Genomic DNA, 16,122 nt, shown 5'->3' with positions numbered 1-16,122 from the left:
GATGGCCTCGACGGCAGCAGTACAGGACGGCTGGATGGCGCGCGCAGCGCTGCGCTCGGCCGCCTGGGCGGAAAAGTGGTTTCCTGACGCTTATGTGTTCGCGGTGCTCGGCGTGGTCATCGTCGCACTTGCCGCGATGGGCTTCGGTTCGACTCCGCAGGCCACCGCCAGCGCCTTCGGTGACGGCTTCTGGAGCCTGATCCCCTTCACCATGCAGATGGCCTTCGTGGTCATCGGTGGCTACGCCGTGGCGACCGCACCAGTGGTCGCGCGCTTCATCGACTTCCTGGCCCGGGTGCCGCGCACCGGCCGTGGTGCGGTGGTGTACGTGGGCCTGGTCAGTATGCTCGCCTCGCTGCTCAGCTGGGGCTTCTCGCTGGTGTTCGGCGGCCTGCTGGTGCGCGCGCTGGCCCGCCGCATCGAACTGCGCATGGACTACCGCGCGGCCGGTGCTTCGGCCTACCTCGGCCTGGGCGCGGTGTGGGCGATGGGCCTGAGCTCGTCGGCCGCGCAGCTGCAGGCCAACCCTGCCAGCATGCCGCCGGGGCTGGTCGAGATCACCGGCGTACTGCCGTTCACCGAAACCATTTTCCTGTGGCAGTCGATCGCACTGACCGCGGTGCTGATCCTGGTCTCGCTGCTGATCGCCTGGTTGACCGCACCGGCCGCCGGCAGCGCCCGCACCGCTGAAGACTTCCCCGGCGCCGCGCAGGCCGAGCCGGAGCCGCTGCAGCGCCGCACGCGCCCGGGCGAATGGCTGGAATACAGCCCGCTGCTGACCGTACTGCTCTCGCTGCTGGCGTTCGGCTGGCTGTTCAACGAGTTTGCCAACAAGCCGGTGGTCACCGCCATCGCCAACCTCAACACCTACAACTTCCTGTTCATTTCGCTGGGCCTGCTGTTGCACTGGCGCCCGCGCAGCTTCCTCAACGCGGTGGCCAAGGCGGTGCCCAGCACCACCGGCGTGCTGATCCAGTTCCCGCTGTACGGTGGCATCGCGATGATCCTCACCCACGCTGCCGGTGGCGACGGGCAGACACTGGCGCACCGGCTGTCGAGCCTGTTCGTGCACGTGGCCAGCACCGATACCTTCGCGCTGGTGATGGGCGTTTATTCGGCGGTGCTCGGCTTCTTCGTGCCCTCCGGTGGTGGCAAGTGGATCATCGAGGCGCCGTACGTGATGCAGGCCGCCAACGAACTGAAGGCACACCTGGGCTGGGCGGTGCAGGTCTACAACGCGGCCGAAGCGCTGCCGAACCTGATCAATCCGTTCTGGATGCTGCCGCTGCTGGGCGTGCTGGGCCTGAAGGCACGCGACATCGTCGGCTTCACCTTCATCCAGCTGCTGGTGCACATTCCGCTGGTGCTGGGCCTGCTGTGGCTGCTGGGCATGACCCTGGCGTATGTGCCGCCGGTGATGCCCTGAATGCTGGGCTGGCTTGCTGCGTGAGTTGGGAAGCCAGCCTCCTTCCGCGCGTGTTTCCGGCTGAGAACGCCATGAATGCGCGCCATGCTGACTACTGCATGAGCACATGCCGAACCCGCATGAATCCTTCAGATGCTTGTGCCACAAGGGTTTCTGCGCGTTCATTGACAGGCGTACACACAGATGTAGCCGCCCACCCACGCGTGATTAACCATTCGCTGCAGACGATGGCCACGTCCACCGCATTCCGCGAGTGGCTTTGGAGATCGGACATGGCACAGCAGAACCAGAACCCGAACCAGAAGCAGCAGGGCCAGCAGAACCAGCAGGATCAGCAGCAGGGTCGTGGCCGCGACCAGCAGCAGCAACAGCAGCAGGAACAGCAGCAGCGCAACCAGCGCAACCAGCAGCAGGGTGGGCAGGACGAGGAAGAGTGACCTCGCTACCCCCTCCGGTGATGCGAAGCCCCGCCCCGTGCGGGGCTTTGCTTATTCCAGCACGCCGACACGCTGCAGCACCGGCGCCGCCGACATGTCGTTGGGATTGGTGCCAGGCTGGTCCTGCGGCACGTCCATGCCCATCCCACGATACAGGTCGACCCAGTGCTGGGCGATCTCTCCAGTCTGCGGGTTGCGGAAATTCATCGGCTGCAATGCGAACACATGGTGCGCGCGGAAGGCGCGTTCGATGAAGTCCGAGCAGTAGTAGCTGTCCTCGTTCAATACATACGACGTGTTGTACGGCTTGCCCAGCATCGTGCGCGCGGTGGCGACGGCGTCCTTGATCGCGTCCCGCTGCGGCGCGCGCAGGCGATAGACCACGACCTGCCGCTGCTTGGCACGCGCGTCCTGGCGGAACTCGGCCAGCGACTGCCGGCGCGACCCCTTCTCGTCCGCGTGCAGCACCTCCCAGCCTTTCGGCGCCGAGGCCACCAGTGCTACGTGATCGAAGCTGGTCGAACCCTGCTTGCCGGTGGCATCGTCGATGGCCGCGCTCAGGCCGCTGCGGCCGGCGGTGACAAACAGCAGGTCGCCTTCGTGGACATCGACGGCCCTCGCCACGCCCGGCCACAGGGCGGGCAGCAGCAGGCCGATCAGGAGCAGGAGGCGATGCATGGACAGTCTCGGACAGGCGGAGTGCCGGAATTGTAGGGTGCGCGCTAGCATGGAGCGACCGGACTGGATTCAGGATGAGCCCATGCGTCGATACCCCTCTCCCGTCATGCTGATGCTTGCCTGCAGCATGGTAGTCGCGGCCTGCAAGCCCGCGCCGCAGGCCATGCCCATCGATCCCGCACCCGCTGAGCCTGTGCCGGCCACTACGCCTGCGGTGATCACGCTGGCCCCGGCACCCGCGCGCAGCGAATGCCCTTACCCGGAATTCGACGCCTTCCTGAAGCACTTCGGCAACGAGATCACGCTGCAGGAAAAGGCCACCGCCGACCCGCTGCTGGACAGCTATATCGATGCCGAGGCCGAGCCGGAACCACGCAAGGTGGAAAGCCGGCTGGCGCTGGCCGACGTCGAGTGGCCGGTGATGCCTGATCCTGCCGCCTTGCCAGGGCAGGGACGCGAGCTGCAGGTCAGCACGCTGGCCGATGGGCAGCGCCAGGTGCAGATCCGCACCCCGGACAGCAGCGACCAGCAGACCTACACCTTCGCGCAGACGCCGTGCTGGACCTTGGTCAGGCGTGAGGATGAGTCGATCTGAGACCTGATCCGGCACAGGCATGGTGGCGGAACGGCTGCTACGCTCGAGGTCTGAACCAGGCAGGGAGAGGCCGATGCAGATTCGCAGGATGCGTACCACCACCGCCATTGCCACACTGCTGGCGATGGTGCCTTTCACCAGTCTGCATGCGCAGTCGCTGCACGCCGACGATCGCGCCTACTTCGCCAGCGCCACGGCCGAACAGACCGCGCGTGATGCGTTGGGCAGGCAGCTGGAGGCCCTGCAGCATGCTGCGGGCATCGCACCCGCGGAACGTTTCCAGCAGGCCGAAACCATGGAGGCGCGGTGCCTGCGTCACCACAGCTACCTGCACCTGCAGGCTGCCCGCAATGCGCGCGATCATCGACCGGCACATGCGCTGGACCAGGTGATGGGGCTGTGCAGCCGCATTGCCCGCACCGGTCGCGCCGCGCTGCGCGAGGCGCCTGCGGACGCGGCCTGGGCCGCACCGTATGCCTTCCTGCGCACGCGCGCATTGAAGGAGGCCGCCGCCCCAGCCAATGCCACGCTGGATGAGGCGGTGGATGCATTGGCTGATCCGGCGCTGGACAGTTTCGCGCGCCTGCGCGGGCAGATCCTGCGCACGGCCGAGTACCCGCAGGTCGAGCGCGATGGGCGGCATTGGGATGCGGGGCGTGTCAGGCAGGCGCTGGCCCGGCATCCAGATCGCGTTGTGCGCGAGGCGGGATGGAAGGGGTACTGGCAGGGCCTGCAATCGCGCCGCGAGCCGATGGCCTCGGTGCTGCTGGGCCTGGTGCAGGTGAACGATGCGACCGCGCGTCTGCAGGGGCAGGGCTCCGCGCCGGCGCGGGGCTATCAGCACATGGGCCTGGATGCAGCGACGGTGGACGCCACGTTGCGGGCGATCGAACAGCATGCAGGGGATCGCCGCGCCTACCAGGACATGCTGCTGCGCCACGCGGTGCACTCCGGCATCGATGCACCGCAGATCTGGGATACCACGGTACCCGACGCCGGGTACACGCCGCCGGTGCTGACACTGGCGCAGCTGCGCGACAACGCCGCAGAAGCGATGCAGGGGCTCGGGCCGGCGTACGTCGCCGAACTGCGTGCGCTGCTTGATCCGGCCAACCACCGCATGGACCTGGCCACCGAACGTGGTGAGCGCAGCCAGGATGCATTCCCGTTGAACGCACCCGGCGCGCCGGCGATGCTGTTCGTTGGTGTGCGCAGCGGGGATCTGGAAAGCGATGTCGAGATCGCCCATGAAGCCGGCCATGCCCTGCACGGCGAGTGGATGCAGCGTGGCCATGCCTCGCCGTTGCAGCGCAATGGCAGCCCATGGCTGACCGAGGCGCTCGCCATCTACAACGAGCTGCGTTTCCGCGACCAGCTGTACCAGCAGGCACAGGACCCGCGTGCAAAGGCCTACTACCTGAAGTCGCTGCTGGATGACATGGTGCTGCAGCTGTTCACCTCTTCCGAGGAGGCGCAGCTGGAGCAGTCGATCTACCAGGGCGTTGCCGCCGGCACGCTGGGCACCGCCGACGATCTGGATGAGCTGACCGGCCAGGTGCTGGCGCGCTTCGGCCAGCAGCCGGAGCGCTATCCGCAGCTGCGCAACGGCTGGATCGCCAAGCGCCTGATGTATGACGACCCGAACTATCTGGTGAACTACCTGTATGCGGGACTGCTGGCGGTGCAGCTCTACGTGCAGGACCAGCGCGACCCGGAGAGTTTCCGCCAGCGCTATCTCGCTGTGCTTGGCGAAGGCTTTGATCGCGCGCCGAACGAGCAGGTGGCGCAGCTGCTGGGGCACGCACCGGACTGGCCGGCCATGGTGGAGGCCGATCTGCAGGTGTTCAACCAAGCGGTTGCGCAGTTGCAGGCGCTGCATGTGCAGATCGAGGCAGGGCAGGGCACATGAGGATGCCGCGCAGGGCGACGCGCACCTGGGCCACGGCATGGCTGCTGGTACTGCTGTGCCTGTTGCCGGGGATGGCGATGGCCGCAGCCGCAGTACCGGCACTGGATGATCCAGTGGTGGACACCGCCAACGCACTGTCGGCGGATACCCGCGACACACTGCGCACGCAGGCACTTCAGTTGCAGGCGCGCACCGGCTCGCAGCTGCAGGTGCTGGTGGTCGACCATGTTGGCGACGAGGGCATCGAGGCATACGCACAGCAGGTGTTCGACCAGTGGCAGCTGGGCCGCAAAGACGTTGACGATGGCGTTCTGCTGCTTGTGGCCGTGCAGGATCGCCGTGTACGCATCCAGACCGGTTACGGCCTGGAGGGCGCGATTCCCGATGCCTATGCCGCCCGCATCATCGACAAGGCGATCGTGCCGCGTTTCCGCGATGGCGACCTTGACCAGGGCCTGCTGGATGGAACGAAGATCGTGGTCGCGCTGATCGATGGCGAGGACCTGCCGGCATGGGAAGAGCCATCGATGCGCAACGTGCTGCCGGCCGATTGGCGCAGCGCGGACTCGGTGGTTGCACTGACGCTGCTGGCCGGCTTCCTTGCGGGTCTGTGGCGCTCACCGCCCTTGCGGCCGGCGCCCAGGACGCTGGACGACTTCGCATGCAGGCGTCGCGAGCGCCGGCGTGGGGCGCCGCGCGAGGTCACCACGTCGCAGGCGCGCCCGAAGCCATTGCCGGCCTGGGCCCGCCCGCTGCTGGTGACGGCTTTGGTGGCCGCGGGCCTGCTGGCGGCGGCCATGTGGGCGCCACGCCAGGCACTGGCAGCGATCTGCATCGTCTTGGCGTTGTGCGTACCGGTGGCGAGCCTGCTCGGCTGGTGCTGGCGCCGCAGCCGAGGCCTGCGCGTCGTGTTGCTGGGCATGCTCGGGGTCAGTGCGGGTTTCTGCGTGGTGATGCTGCTGCGTGGACAGTTGCCGCCCAGCCTCGCCCTGCACACGCTGCTGGACCTGGCCGTGGGCATTGCCGCGATGCTGGTGTTCTTCCTCGTACAGGCCTGCCGTGCGCGCTGGCACAAGGACCGCAGCAGCTTCGGGGTGCGGTTCGCAGTGCTCTTGCTGCTGACCGCGGGCTACGTGATCGTCGCACTGCTGGCCATTGATCGGGCCGATCCGGTTGCACGCCTTGCAGCCACGATCGGATGGGGTGCCGGCACGCTCGTGCTGTACTTCGCTTGGGTCTTCACCATGCTGCCAGGTGAGAAGGCACGCGGCGGCCGCAGTTCATCCGGTGGCCACCGCAGCGCATCCAGCACCTCGTCGTCGAGTTCATCTTCGAGCAGTTCCAGCAGCTGGTCCGGGGGCGGTGGCCGCAGCGGGGGAGGCGGTGCATCGGGCAGCTGGTAGTTCAGGCTGCCTGTACGCGCCAGCCGAGTGCAGCGTCCTCCACGACACCCGGACCGGCTACCTCGCCGACCCGCACCTGCAGTCCCTGCGCATTGGGGAGGTCCTTCTGCTCCGGGAACCAGCGGCGATCGGCCGCCACCACGATCAGCAGGCCTTCGTCGTCGCCCATCGGCGCGAACTGCGCCGAAGGCGGGCTGATCGGTTGCAGGCCGAACCGCAGGCTGGACTGTTCGCGCACGGCATCGACATCGTGACTGGGCAGGCCGACCTCGCTCAGGCAGGTCAGTTCGCTGCCGTGGAAGGCGCCCTGATGCAGACTGGCCGGCAAACGGCGGCGGCCGATCAGTTCCAGGATCAGGCCATCAGGGCCAGTGAAGTACACGGACTGGGACTGCCAGCTGCTCTCCAGCGCGAAGTAGTCCAGTCCCGCCGGATTACGTTGCAGCGGCGTCCGCTCACGCAACCAGGTCATCGCCTCGCTGAAGCGGTTGTCCGGTACGTTGAAGGCCAGGTGCACGCCCCCGACCGGATGATCACCCGCCGGCTGCAGTTCGATCGTGCTCCAGCCGATGTGCACATGATTGCCGACCACGCGCTGCTGCAGCACATCGTGGAAGTAGCTGGCCACGGCACCGACGTCGGAGACCGGCAGGGTGAGGTGCAAAAGGCGCATGAACGTTCCTCCGTGGACGCGACCACTGTAGCTCCGGGCCGTGCCTGGCGGCCACTAGCGCAACGCGTCTGCGAAGAACCGCACCGCTTCATCCACCGCTTCCTGGTGGGTTTTCGCCCTGGGGACCAACGTGTTGCACAGCCCGGGCAGCCTCTGCCCGCCGACAGCGGTACAGGCCGCCAGGAAGTCGTAGTGACCCACGTCCGGCAGGCGTTGCAGCGTTGCGCGCGGAATCTGTGCCTGTGCGGCCTCACCATTGGTCTCCGGTGGCGCGACAGCGTCTGCGGTCCCCAATATGATCGACACCGGCTGCCGCAACGCGGACAGCTGCGCGGGCGCGAACGCCTGCACGATGGCGGGTGCCAGCAGGAACACGGCACGCACGCCGGGAATCGTGCGCTGTGCGTCGGCCTCGGCGATCCAGGGGGCAAGCGCGGGTGAAGCCGCAGCGGCCCGGCGTGCCTGCATCGTGTGCGTGGCCGCCTCCTGTTGCGGTTGGCAGACGCCGTCATCCGGGTGTGCGGTGCAAAAGGCCAGCAGTCGCTGCAGGCTGGGCCGTGCACCGGCGGCCAGCAGCGCGGTGTAGCCACCGGCCGAGAAGCCGACCACGCCCAGCCGTTCAGGATCGACATGCGGGCCCAGGATCGGATCGGCCTGCACGGCGGCCAGCGCAGCGCGCAGGTCATCCGCGCGCAGCCAGCTCAGCATGCTGCCGGCCAGCGTCATCTCGTCGGCACCGTTGTTGCCGGGATGATCCACCGCGATCACCAGATAGCCGTCCCGCGCCAGCGCCGTGCCCAACCAGCCCATCATGCGTGCGCTGCCGCCGTTACCGTGCGACAGCAGCAGCGTCGGCAGGCGAGCCCCCGCGACGCGAGCATCCATCGCTGCGCGTCCGACCTCGAACAGCGGCGCGTCGGGCGGGCCGATGGTCAGGGCGGTTTCCCGGCTGCCGGCCACCGCTGGGTACCAGACCGTGTAGCGCAGCCCATCGTGGTGCTGCGCATCGCGTACAGCTGCGCTGGCCACGGTGGTGGCGCCGTGGCGCTCGCCGGCCGCCTGCGTCTCGCTGCCCTCGGCGATGGCAGTGGAGACCATGAGGATCATTCCCAGCACAGCGGCCATCATGCGCATCTTCAATTCCTTGTCAGTTGGGGTGCTCGTCGACTGGCAGCCAGATCTCCACGCCGCCGTTGCCGGTGTGCTCATCAAAGCGGCTGTCGTAGCGTTCCAGGTCCGGTGCCTCGGCCAGGCTCAGGCCGGATCCTGGCAGGTAATGGTCCAGCAGCCAGAACCAGGTCGAGCGGATGGCCGAGATGTGCCCGCCGTGCCAGGCCACAAGATAGCGGCGCGCCGGCACGTCCATCCGTTGCCAGTGCGCCGGCACGGTCGGCAGCGCGTTGGCGGGCAGTGCGGCAATGTAATCGAAGCCGCCATCGTCATCACTGTTGCAGCACACGCCGAAGCTGATCGGCGCCGGCGTCGGCCATTCCCGATTGAGCTGCGCCCACTGCCCGGGTATCGCGCCGCCACTATCGCGGGTATGCCGCATGCCGATGCCCACTACCTGGAATGCGGGCGTGTCGAGCAGTCGTGGCGCTTCACCGCAGGGCGCCGGCGCATCGTCCACGCGGATCGCCTGTACCAGCGCCAGGCCATCGGTGCCCTGTTCGCGTACCCGCTCGGGTGTCTGCCCGAACTGCTCGCTGAAGGCACGGGTGAACGCGGCATGGGTGGAATAACCGGCCCCCAGCGCGACCTGCAGGATGTCACCGGCGCCGTTGGCCAGCCGCTGCGCAGCAGCGGTCAGGCGCCGTCCCCGCAGATAGCGCACCACCGAGGTGCCAGTGCGGGCCTGGAACAGGCGTGACAGATGGAACGGCGACAGCCCCGCTGCGGCGGCGATATCGGCCAGCGCCAATGGCTGGTCCGCATGGGTTTCGATGTACCACAACGCCTTGCCTGCCGCGCTCATCCTGCCGTTCCCGAATCCGATGCCAGGCACAGTAGCGGATCGGCAGGCGCGGCGTTTAGCAGTTCTTGCGCTGCCGGGGCTTTGCGTCTGCCCGCGTACCGGCAACAATGCGTGCTTCATGGACGTATTGGGGGGGCAGGGAGATGCGATCAACGACGTGGGATGCCAGGCCGGTGGAACCGATCCGATGATGGACTTGGTGGTTACACAGTGGCTGTTGCCCTGGCTGTTGACCCTCGCATTGCTACTGCTGATGTGGCGCTGCGCGCCGTACTGGAAGGGCAATGCCTGGGTATACCGCGCCGGCTTCGCGCTCCTGGCCGGGCTGCTGACACCGACGTTGATGCTGGCCGGTCACGGCGTTCTGCCGGTTCCGACCGTCGGAGGAGTGGTTACGGTGTTGCTGCGGTTGGAGTGGATCGGCGATCTGGACTTCAACCTCCTGGCGGTCGGCACCGACAACATCTGGTTCCTGTTCACACCGTTCCAGATGGTGTCCATTGGCATGCTGTTCTTTCCACTGCGGACGGCACGGCCGGCTCGTCTTGGCTTCGGCGGCAAGACCACGGACTAGCCCCCACGCCGCGAGGCGCCAATGCTCATCCACGCATGGCGTGGATCTACTACTCCGGCCTGGGTCGGCACATGCGGGACCTGCCAGTAGATCCACGCCATGCGTGGATGCCTTTCGCATTGATGCGCGACCCCGCATCAAGCTGTCGCACTGACGTCATGGCTCCTTCACAGATCGCGCCGAGACTGCGCGGCTTGTCCAGCCCTGTTGTTTCCGAACAGGTGCTGGCCCTGTCGCGTCCTCCCGGAGCCCTGCCGTGCATCGTTCGAAGCTTTCGCGTTCCATCCTCCTTGCCCTTTCCATGGCCAGCGCAGGAGGCGCGATCGCAGCGGAGGCCGATGCGGTCGATGACAGCAGTGGCAGCCGCGCCGTGCCCACCCAGCTCGATGCGATGCTGGTCACCGGCACCCGGGCCTCCAACCGCACCCAGTTCGAAACGCTGGCGCCGGTGGATGTGTTCACCAAGGAAGACATCACGTCCGTTGAATCCACCGACCTGAAGGACGTGCTGGCGCAGCTGGTGCCGTCGTTCGTGGTGCAGCGCCTGCCGATGGCCGATGGCCAGGTGTTCGTGCGCCCGGCCACCCTGCGCGGGCTGTCGCCGGACCAGACCCTGGTGCTGGTCAACGGCCGCCGCTTCCACCGCAGTGCGCTGCTCGGCAACCGTGGCGCGCAGGCCGCCGACCTGGCGCAGATTCCGACCAGCGCGATCAAGCGCATCGAGGTGCTGCGTGATGGTGCCTCGGCGCAGTACGGCTCGGATGCCATCGCCGGCGTCATCAACATCATTCTCGAAGACGGCCCCGGCACCGAGATCACCGCCGGTTACTCGCAGTATGCGCAGGGCGATGGTGCCTCGCGCGACTTCAGTGCGCGCACCGGCTGGTCGCTGGGCGACTATGGCAGCCTGGTGCTGTTCGCTGAATCCTCCAATTCCGATGCCACCTCGCGCACCCGCCAGCGCCCGGATGCCATCGCGTTCCAGGCCGCACATCCCGAGCTGGTGGTACCCAACCCGGTGCAGCGCTGGGGCCAGCCGGAACTGGAAAGCCGCCGCGTCGGCTTCAACGTGAAGGCCAACGCCAGCGACACACTGGAGCTGTATGCGTTCGGCCTGTACAGCCACAGCGACGGCGTCAGCGATTTCAACTGGCGAAACCCGGATACCACCACCGGTGCCTACCGAACCACCACCATTTTCCCCGGCTGGAACCTGCGCTCGCTGTATCCGGTGGGCTTCAGCCCGCAGTACGGCAATGTCCAGAACGATCTGCAGCTGGTCGGCGGCCTGCGCGGCGAGATCACGCCCAAGCTGCGCTGGGATGTCAGCGCCTCGTATGGCCGCAACGCCATCGACTACAGCTTGAAGAATTCGATCAACGCCTCGCTGGGTCCCGCCAGCCCGACCGCGTTCGACCTCGGCCGCCTGACCCAGACCGAGAAGAACGCCAACGCCGACTTCAACTACGAGTGGGACGTGGCCGCGCTGTCCAAGCCGATCAACGTCGCCTTTGGTGGCGAGTTCCGCCAGGAAACCTACCAGGTCCGCGCCGGTGATCCGGCCTCGTACGCGGTGGGCCCGGGCGCGGCCGCGGGCCTGGAGGCCAATTCCAATGGCGCGCCGGGCTTCTCGGCCAGCCAGGCCGGGCAGTGGACCCAGCGCAGCAAGGCCGCCTACGTGGACATGGAAGTGCCGCTGGGCGAGCGCTGGAGCATTGGCGCGGCCAGCCGTTACGAAGACTTCTCCAGCTTCGGCAGCACGCTGGATGGCAAGCTGTCGGCGCGCTTTGCGATCACCCCGGACGTGGCCCTGCGCGGCACCGTGTCGACCGGCTTCCGCGCACCGACGCCGGCGCAGCTCAACACCACCAGCACCAGCCAGGGCCTGGACACGCGCACGCTGCAGATCTTCACCAGTGGCCGCCTGTCGCCGAACGATCCGCTGGCGCAGCTGCTTGGGGCCAAGCCGTTGAAGCCTGAAGAATCGCGCACCGCCTCGCTGGGCCTGACCTGGCGCACCGACCTCGGCCTGTCCGGCTCGGTGGACGTCTACCAGATCAAGCTCACCGATCGCTTCAGCCAGTCGGCCAGCTTCGCCATTCCGGCCGGTACGCCCAATCCACTGGGCTACACCTCGGTGAACTACTTCACCAACGACTTCGATACCACCACCACCGGCGTGGACGTGGTCGGCAACTACCTGCGCGATCTCGGCGCCGGCCGCATGACGCTGACCCTGGCCTACAACTACAACCGCACCCGCGTGGACAACGGCAGCACCTCGGTGGCCACCAACGAAACCCAGCGCGTGCTGTTCGAGGACCGCCTGCCCGAGCACAAGGGCAGTCTGACCGGCAGCTGGGACATCGGTGCCTGGTCGCTGATGGCGCGCATGCGCTACTACGGTGCCTGGACCGACTCCAGCGGCAACGCGGTGGGCGACATCTACCAGCGCTTCGGTGCGATGAGCTTCCTCGACCTGGCCGTGGGGTATCGCATCAACGAGCACCACAGCCTGCGCGTGGGTGCCGACAATGTGTTCGATCGCTACCCGGATGAGGCCACGTTCCAGGCCAGCCGTGGCCTGGTCTACTCGCGCAACGCGCCGTACGACACCGACGGTGCCAACCTGTACGCGCAGTACCGGTTGACCTTCTGATGGACGCTCGTCGTCGTTCCCTGCTGCGCGCCGGTGCATTGCTGCCGGCCGCAGCGGCGCTGCCTTCACTGCCGGCCAGCGCCACTGCGCGTTACGCTTCGCCGATGGAGATTCCCGCGACGACCGTGGCGCCGGAAGTACTGGCCCGCGATGAAAACCATTGGGCCGCCGTGGCCAGCCACTTCGACATCACCGACGAAGTGAACCATCTGGAGAACGGCTACTGGGGCGCGATGGGGCGTGAGACGCTGGCCAGCTATCAGCGCCATACCGCCGAGGTGAACCGTGGCAATGCCTGGTATGGGCGCCGCGCGTTTCCGGCGCAGTACATGGCGGTACAGCGGCAGGTGGCCGAGCTGCTGGGTGTGGGTGCGGATGAGATCGCACTGACGAGGGGGGCCACCGAGGCGATGCTGGCGTTGATTGGCGGCTACAACCGCCTGCAGCCCGGCGACCAGGTGCTGTATGCCGACATCGACTACGACAGCATGATCGGCGCGATGCGCTGGCTGCAGCAGCGTCGTGGCGTGCAGGTCGAGCGCATCGCGCTGCCATCGGTGCCCGACCACGCACAGATCGTGCAGGCCTACGAGACTGCATTCGCGCGATTGCCGCAGCTGAAGCTGGTGCTGTTGACCCAGGTCAGCCATCGCCACGGGCTGGTGCTGCCGGTGGCGGAGATTGCCGAGCGTGCACGTGTGCGTGGTATCGATGTGATCGTCGATGCCGCGCACGGGTTCGGCCAGATCGACTATGCGATACCGCAGCTGAAGTCTGATTTCGTCGGCATCAACCTGCACAAGTGGATCGGCGCACCGGTCGGCGTCGGCGCGCTGTACGTGCGCAAGGGGCGCGTGGCGGACCTGGATCCCTACATGGGCGAGACCGACGATGGCCGTGTCGGCAGCCGCGTGCACACCGGCACGGTCAACTTCGCGGCATACCTGGCGCTGCCGGAAGCGATCGCATTGCACCAGCGCATCGGCGTGGCCAACAAGCAGGCGCGCCTGCGCTACCTGCGCGAGCGCTGGACGGTACCTGCGCGGCAGATGGCGCATATCGAAGTGCTGTCTTCGCCGGACCCGGCGCTGGCCAGTGCATTGGCCAGTTTCCGTCTGCGCGGCCACACCTCGGTGGAACAGAACCAGGCACTGCAGAAGCGCCTGTTGGATGAACATCGGATTTTCACCACGTATCGCGATGGCCTGGAATCGGGTGCCTGTGTACGGGTGACGCCGTCGGTGTTCACCCGGCCGGAGCAGATGGATGCGCTGGCGCGGGCCCTCTCTGCCCTGGCCTGACCCTGCGCTGGTAGGTGCCAACCAAGGTTGGCATCTACCGAAGCGGTTCCCGTAGATCCACGCCATGCGTGGATGCTCTTCGCCTATCGATCAATCGCCGGCAACGCATCCGACAACAGCAGCCGGTCAATCCGCCGCAACGCGCCTTCCAGCTGCCGGCGTTCCGCTGCCAGCCCCAGCGACAGCCGCACGCCGTTCTGATGCTGTACCCCGGGCGGGCAGAACGCCGATGACGGTGCGATCGCCAGCCCCTGCAGCTGCGCGGTACGCACCAGGGTGGCATCGGTCCACGGCGCCGGTATCCGGCACCAGGCATGCAGGCCCTCGGCACGCTGCAGCAGCGACGGTGCCAGCAGATAGCGCGCCATGCGCACGCGCTCGCGTGCTTCGCTGCGCACCTGCGCAAGCAACGATTGCGCCGAGCCATCCAGCAGCAGCTGGCTGGCCAGCGCCGACACCAGCGGATGGCCCATCAACCGTGTTGCCCGCAGCGCGGCTGTCATCGCTTCGGCGTGTGCGGCACTGGGGCAGTGCACGAACGCGGTGCGCAGGCCGGGGCTGATCACCTTCGACAGCGTTGCCACGTAGAACACATGGTGCGGCGCCAGTGTCGCCAGCGGTGTTGGCGCGTCCTCGGCAAGGTGCCAGTACGGATCATCCTCGATCGCCAGCAGGCCTTCGCGCTCCAGCACCTGCACCAGCGCCTCACGCCGCTGCAAGGGCAGTGTCAGGGCGGTCGGGTTCTGGCAGGTGGGGTTGAGATAGACCAGCCGCGCGCCGCTGTCGCGTGCCTGCCGCGCCAGCGCTTCAGGGCACATGCCGTGCTCGTCGCCGTCCACCGGCAGCAGCCGACGCCCCAGCGCCGCTGCGGCCTGCAGCAGCCCCGGATAGACCAGCGCATCGCACAGTATCGTATCGCCATCGCGGCCCTGGCTGACCAGGATCGCGGCCAGCGCCACCTGCGCGCCCTCGGTCAGCAGCAGGCAGTTGTCATCCACGGTGCCGAGCATCGGTTGCAGCCAGCGCGCCGCGGCATGGCGATCAGTGGGGTTGCCGCCACCCAGGTGATAGGTCATCAGGTTCGGTGCGTTGCTGCGCGCAAGCACGGCGGCGGCACCACGGCGCAGCGTCTCCGCCAGCGCGTCGGCATCAGGCACCGGCGGCACGTTCATGCTCAGGTCCACCACCTGGTCGAAGCCGGCCTTGGGCGGTGCGATGAAGCTGCCCTGCGGTCCGCGCGCTTCGATCAGGCCACGCTTGCGTGCTTCATCGAAGGCGCGGGTGACCGTGGTCAGGTCAATGCCCAGTTGCTGCGCCAACGCACGCTGCGAGGGCAGGCGCTGGCCGGGGGCGAGGCCACCGCGACGCACCGTGCGTTCCAGTGAGTTGACGATGCGCAGGTAGATCGGCCCGCTGTGCGCGAGCACGTCCTGCACCCACTCGCGCGCTGCGACATCCGGTCGCGGCATGTACGGAGCATGTCGGGGCGTATCGTTGCTTCCAACGGCGGGAGCCTGTCCATAACCATCGGTCGGTTCGGACAGGTGACCGCCGTTGTTGTTTGCGGCGGTCGCGCCACTCAGAGCCAGTGATGTCATTGCGCGTCCTCAGCGCTTGGCCTGCCACGGGCAGTAGCAGCCCACGGCAAGCAGTCCTTTGGGGCGCACGGTTTCACCGCGCACCAGTCTGTCCAGCAGCGGTTCGACGAAGCTGTTGGCCGAGTTGCAGACCATGCCGATGCTGTACGGCCCGGCGTAGGCCAGATGGCCCTGCCGGTCCCAGATCGCCACCGCAGGGCTGGCCGGGATGTGCTCGATTCCATCGATGGTCGGCAGGTTGATCACCTTGTTGCGCAGCGGCTCGGGCAGTTCGCCCTGCGTGCCAGGGCGGCGGATCGCGTAGAAGTCGATGCCGGCGCGGCGGTACATGCTGATCAGGTAGCTCAGGTGTGCACCGGTCTCCCGGTTGCAGACCGCACATGCCGGGTCCCAGAAATGCACCACGCGGATGCGGCCGCTATCTCCGGCAAGATCAGCCGGCAGGCGCAGTTGCGAGTCGTCGAAGACGATGGCCTGTTCGGTGAACGTGGATTGCGCGCTGTAGCCGAAGTACTGCCACAGTGCAGCCGCCACGCCTGCCATGAACAGGCAGGCGAGGGCGATCATCGTCGGCAGCAGCAAGCGGCGGCGCGGCGCGGCTGCGCCCATCAGGAGTCTTCCCTTCCGAACTTGTGCACGTACTGCTTGCGCATCTCGCGGCAGGAATCGGCCTGCGCGCGGCGCTGGATCTCGCTACGCGACGGATCCTCGCTGCGCTGCACGCACTGCTCGATGGCGTGGCGCTCGGCGGCCTGCACGTCCACGGTCTGCGGCTGCAGGCAGACCCAGGCCAGTGCGGCCAGCATCAGCACCACAAAGCCACCGCACCCCGCCATCACCAGGTGGAACTTCAGTTTCTCGGCGCGCATCGATGCACGTTCCTTCATCCATACA

Annotated in this window: 15 protein-coding genes; 8 read left to right on the top strand and 7 right to left on the bottom strand. The window is 67.3% G+C overall.

Annotated elements, in window-relative coordinates:
* The first annotated feature begins 1 nt into the window (after window position 1).
* Both AASM09_RS20895 and AASM09_RS20890 read left to right on the top strand, forming a co-directional pair.
* Entirely contained in the window at window positions 2-1,426 is a 1,425-nt protein-coding gene (locus AASM09_RS20895) for a short-chain fatty acid transporter (protein WP_180849118.1), read from the top strand.
* Between the two features lie 272 nt (window positions 1,427-1,698).
* Entirely contained in the window at window positions 1,699-1,863 is a 165-nt protein-coding gene (locus tag AASM09_RS20890; protein ID WP_005414774.1) for a hypothetical protein, read from the top strand.
* Window positions 1,864-1,914: 51 nt separating this feature from the next.
* Here AASM09_RS20890 and AASM09_RS20885 read toward each other — a convergent pair whose 3' ends face one another.
* On the bottom strand, window positions 1,915-2,541 hold the full coding sequence (locus tag AASM09_RS20885; protein WP_049431922.1) for a YiiX/YebB-like N1pC/P60 family cysteine hydrolase: 627 nt from the start codon (window positions 2,539-2,541) through the stop codon (window positions 1,915-1,917).
* 82 nt (window positions 2,542-2,623) lie between these two features.
* Between AASM09_RS20885 and AASM09_RS20880 the strand changes: the two genes are divergently transcribed.
* From AASM09_RS20880 to AASM09_RS20870, 3 genes are all read left to right on the top strand, one after another.
* Window positions 2,624-3,136, top strand: a complete 513-nt coding sequence (locus AASM09_RS20880; RefSeq protein ID WP_049431925.1) for a hypothetical protein — start codon at window positions 2,624-2,626, stop codon at window positions 3,134-3,136.
* Between the two features lie 73 nt (window positions 3,137-3,209).
* Window positions 3,210-5,045: a M3 family metallopeptidase gene (locus AASM09_RS20875; protein ID WP_343368606.1), complete on the top strand. Its 1,836-nt coding sequence runs from the start codon at window positions 3,210-3,212 to the stop codon at window positions 5,043-5,045.
* Window positions 5,046-5,047: 2 nt separating this feature from the next.
* Window positions 5,048-6,448 (top strand): TPM domain-containing protein, encoded by a 1,401-nt coding sequence (locus AASM09_RS20870; protein WP_049431931.1) that lies wholly within the window; start codon window positions 5,048-5,050, stop codon window positions 6,446-6,448.
* Window position 6,449: 1 nt separating this feature from the next.
* Here the strand turns inward: AASM09_RS20870 and AASM09_RS20865 are convergent, their stop codons facing one another.
* The 3 genes from AASM09_RS20865 to AASM09_RS20855 are packed head-to-tail and all read right to left on the bottom strand — an operon-like array spanning window position 6,450 to window position 9,096.
* Complete coding sequence (locus AASM09_RS20865) at window positions 6,450-7,121, bottom strand: VOC family protein (protein WP_049431932.1); 672 nt, start codon at window positions 7,119-7,121, stop codon at window positions 6,450-6,452.
* Between the two features lie 54 nt (window positions 7,122-7,175).
* On the bottom strand, window positions 7,176-8,255 hold the full coding sequence (locus AASM09_RS20860; RefSeq protein WP_049431934.1) for an alpha/beta hydrolase family protein: 1,080 nt from the start codon (window positions 8,253-8,255) through the stop codon (window positions 7,176-7,178).
* A gap of 13 nt (window positions 8,256-8,268) precedes the next feature.
* Window positions 8,269-9,096: an AraC family transcriptional regulator gene (locus AASM09_RS20855; RefSeq protein ID WP_049431936.1), complete on the bottom strand. Its 828-nt coding sequence runs from the start codon at window positions 9,094-9,096 to the stop codon at window positions 8,269-8,271.
* Between AASM09_RS20855 and AASM09_RS20850 the strand changes: the two genes are divergently transcribed.
* From AASM09_RS20850 to AASM09_RS20840, 3 genes are all read left to right on the top strand, one after another.
* On the top strand, window positions 9,065-9,670 hold the full coding sequence (locus tag AASM09_RS20850) for a hypothetical protein (protein WP_238378653.1): 606 nt from the start codon (window positions 9,065-9,067) through the stop codon (window positions 9,668-9,670). The genes AASM09_RS20855 and AASM09_RS20850 overlap by 32 nt on opposite strands.
* A gap of 256 nt (window positions 9,671-9,926) precedes the next feature.
* Window positions 9,927-12,329 carry a TonB-dependent receptor plug domain-containing protein gene (locus tag AASM09_RS20845; RefSeq protein WP_343368604.1) on the top strand — a complete coding sequence of 801 codons (2,403 nt, stop codon included), beginning with the start codon at window positions 9,927-9,929 and terminating at the stop codon, window positions 12,327-12,329.
* On the top strand, window positions 12,329-13,630 hold the full coding sequence (locus AASM09_RS20840) for an aminotransferase class V-fold PLP-dependent enzyme (protein WP_049431941.1): 1,302 nt from the start codon (window positions 12,329-12,331) through the stop codon (window positions 13,628-13,630). The genes AASM09_RS20845 and AASM09_RS20840 overlap by 1 nt, the downstream gene beginning before the upstream one ends.
* A gap of 83 nt (window positions 13,631-13,713) precedes the next feature.
* Here AASM09_RS20840 and AASM09_RS20835 read toward each other — a convergent pair whose 3' ends face one another.
* From AASM09_RS20835 to AASM09_RS20825, 3 genes are read right to left on the bottom strand one after another with little or no spacing between them, the layout of a single operon-like run.
* Complete coding sequence (locus AASM09_RS20835; RefSeq protein ID WP_049431944.1) at window positions 13,714-15,228, bottom strand: PLP-dependent aminotransferase family protein; 1,515 nt, start codon at window positions 15,226-15,228, stop codon at window positions 13,714-13,716.
* Between the two features lie 9 nt (window positions 15,229-15,237).
* Window positions 15,238-15,837, bottom strand: a complete 600-nt coding sequence (locus tag AASM09_RS20830) for a DUF6436 domain-containing protein (RefSeq protein WP_049431947.1) — start codon at window positions 15,835-15,837, stop codon at window positions 15,238-15,240.
* Window positions 15,837-16,115 (bottom strand): hypothetical protein, encoded by a 279-nt coding sequence (locus tag AASM09_RS20825; protein WP_238378652.1) that lies wholly within the window; start codon window positions 16,113-16,115, stop codon window positions 15,837-15,839. The genes AASM09_RS20830 and AASM09_RS20825 overlap by 1 nt, the downstream gene beginning before the upstream one ends.
* Window positions 16,116-16,122: the final 7 nt, after the last annotated feature.

This window comes from Stenotrophomonas maltophilia, assembly GCF_039555535.1.
Lineage (GTDB): Bacteria > Pseudomonadota > Gammaproteobacteria > Xanthomonadales > Xanthomonadaceae > Stenotrophomonas > Stenotrophomonas maltophilia_Q.
This window is presented reverse-complemented; position numbering and strand designations above follow the sequence as displayed.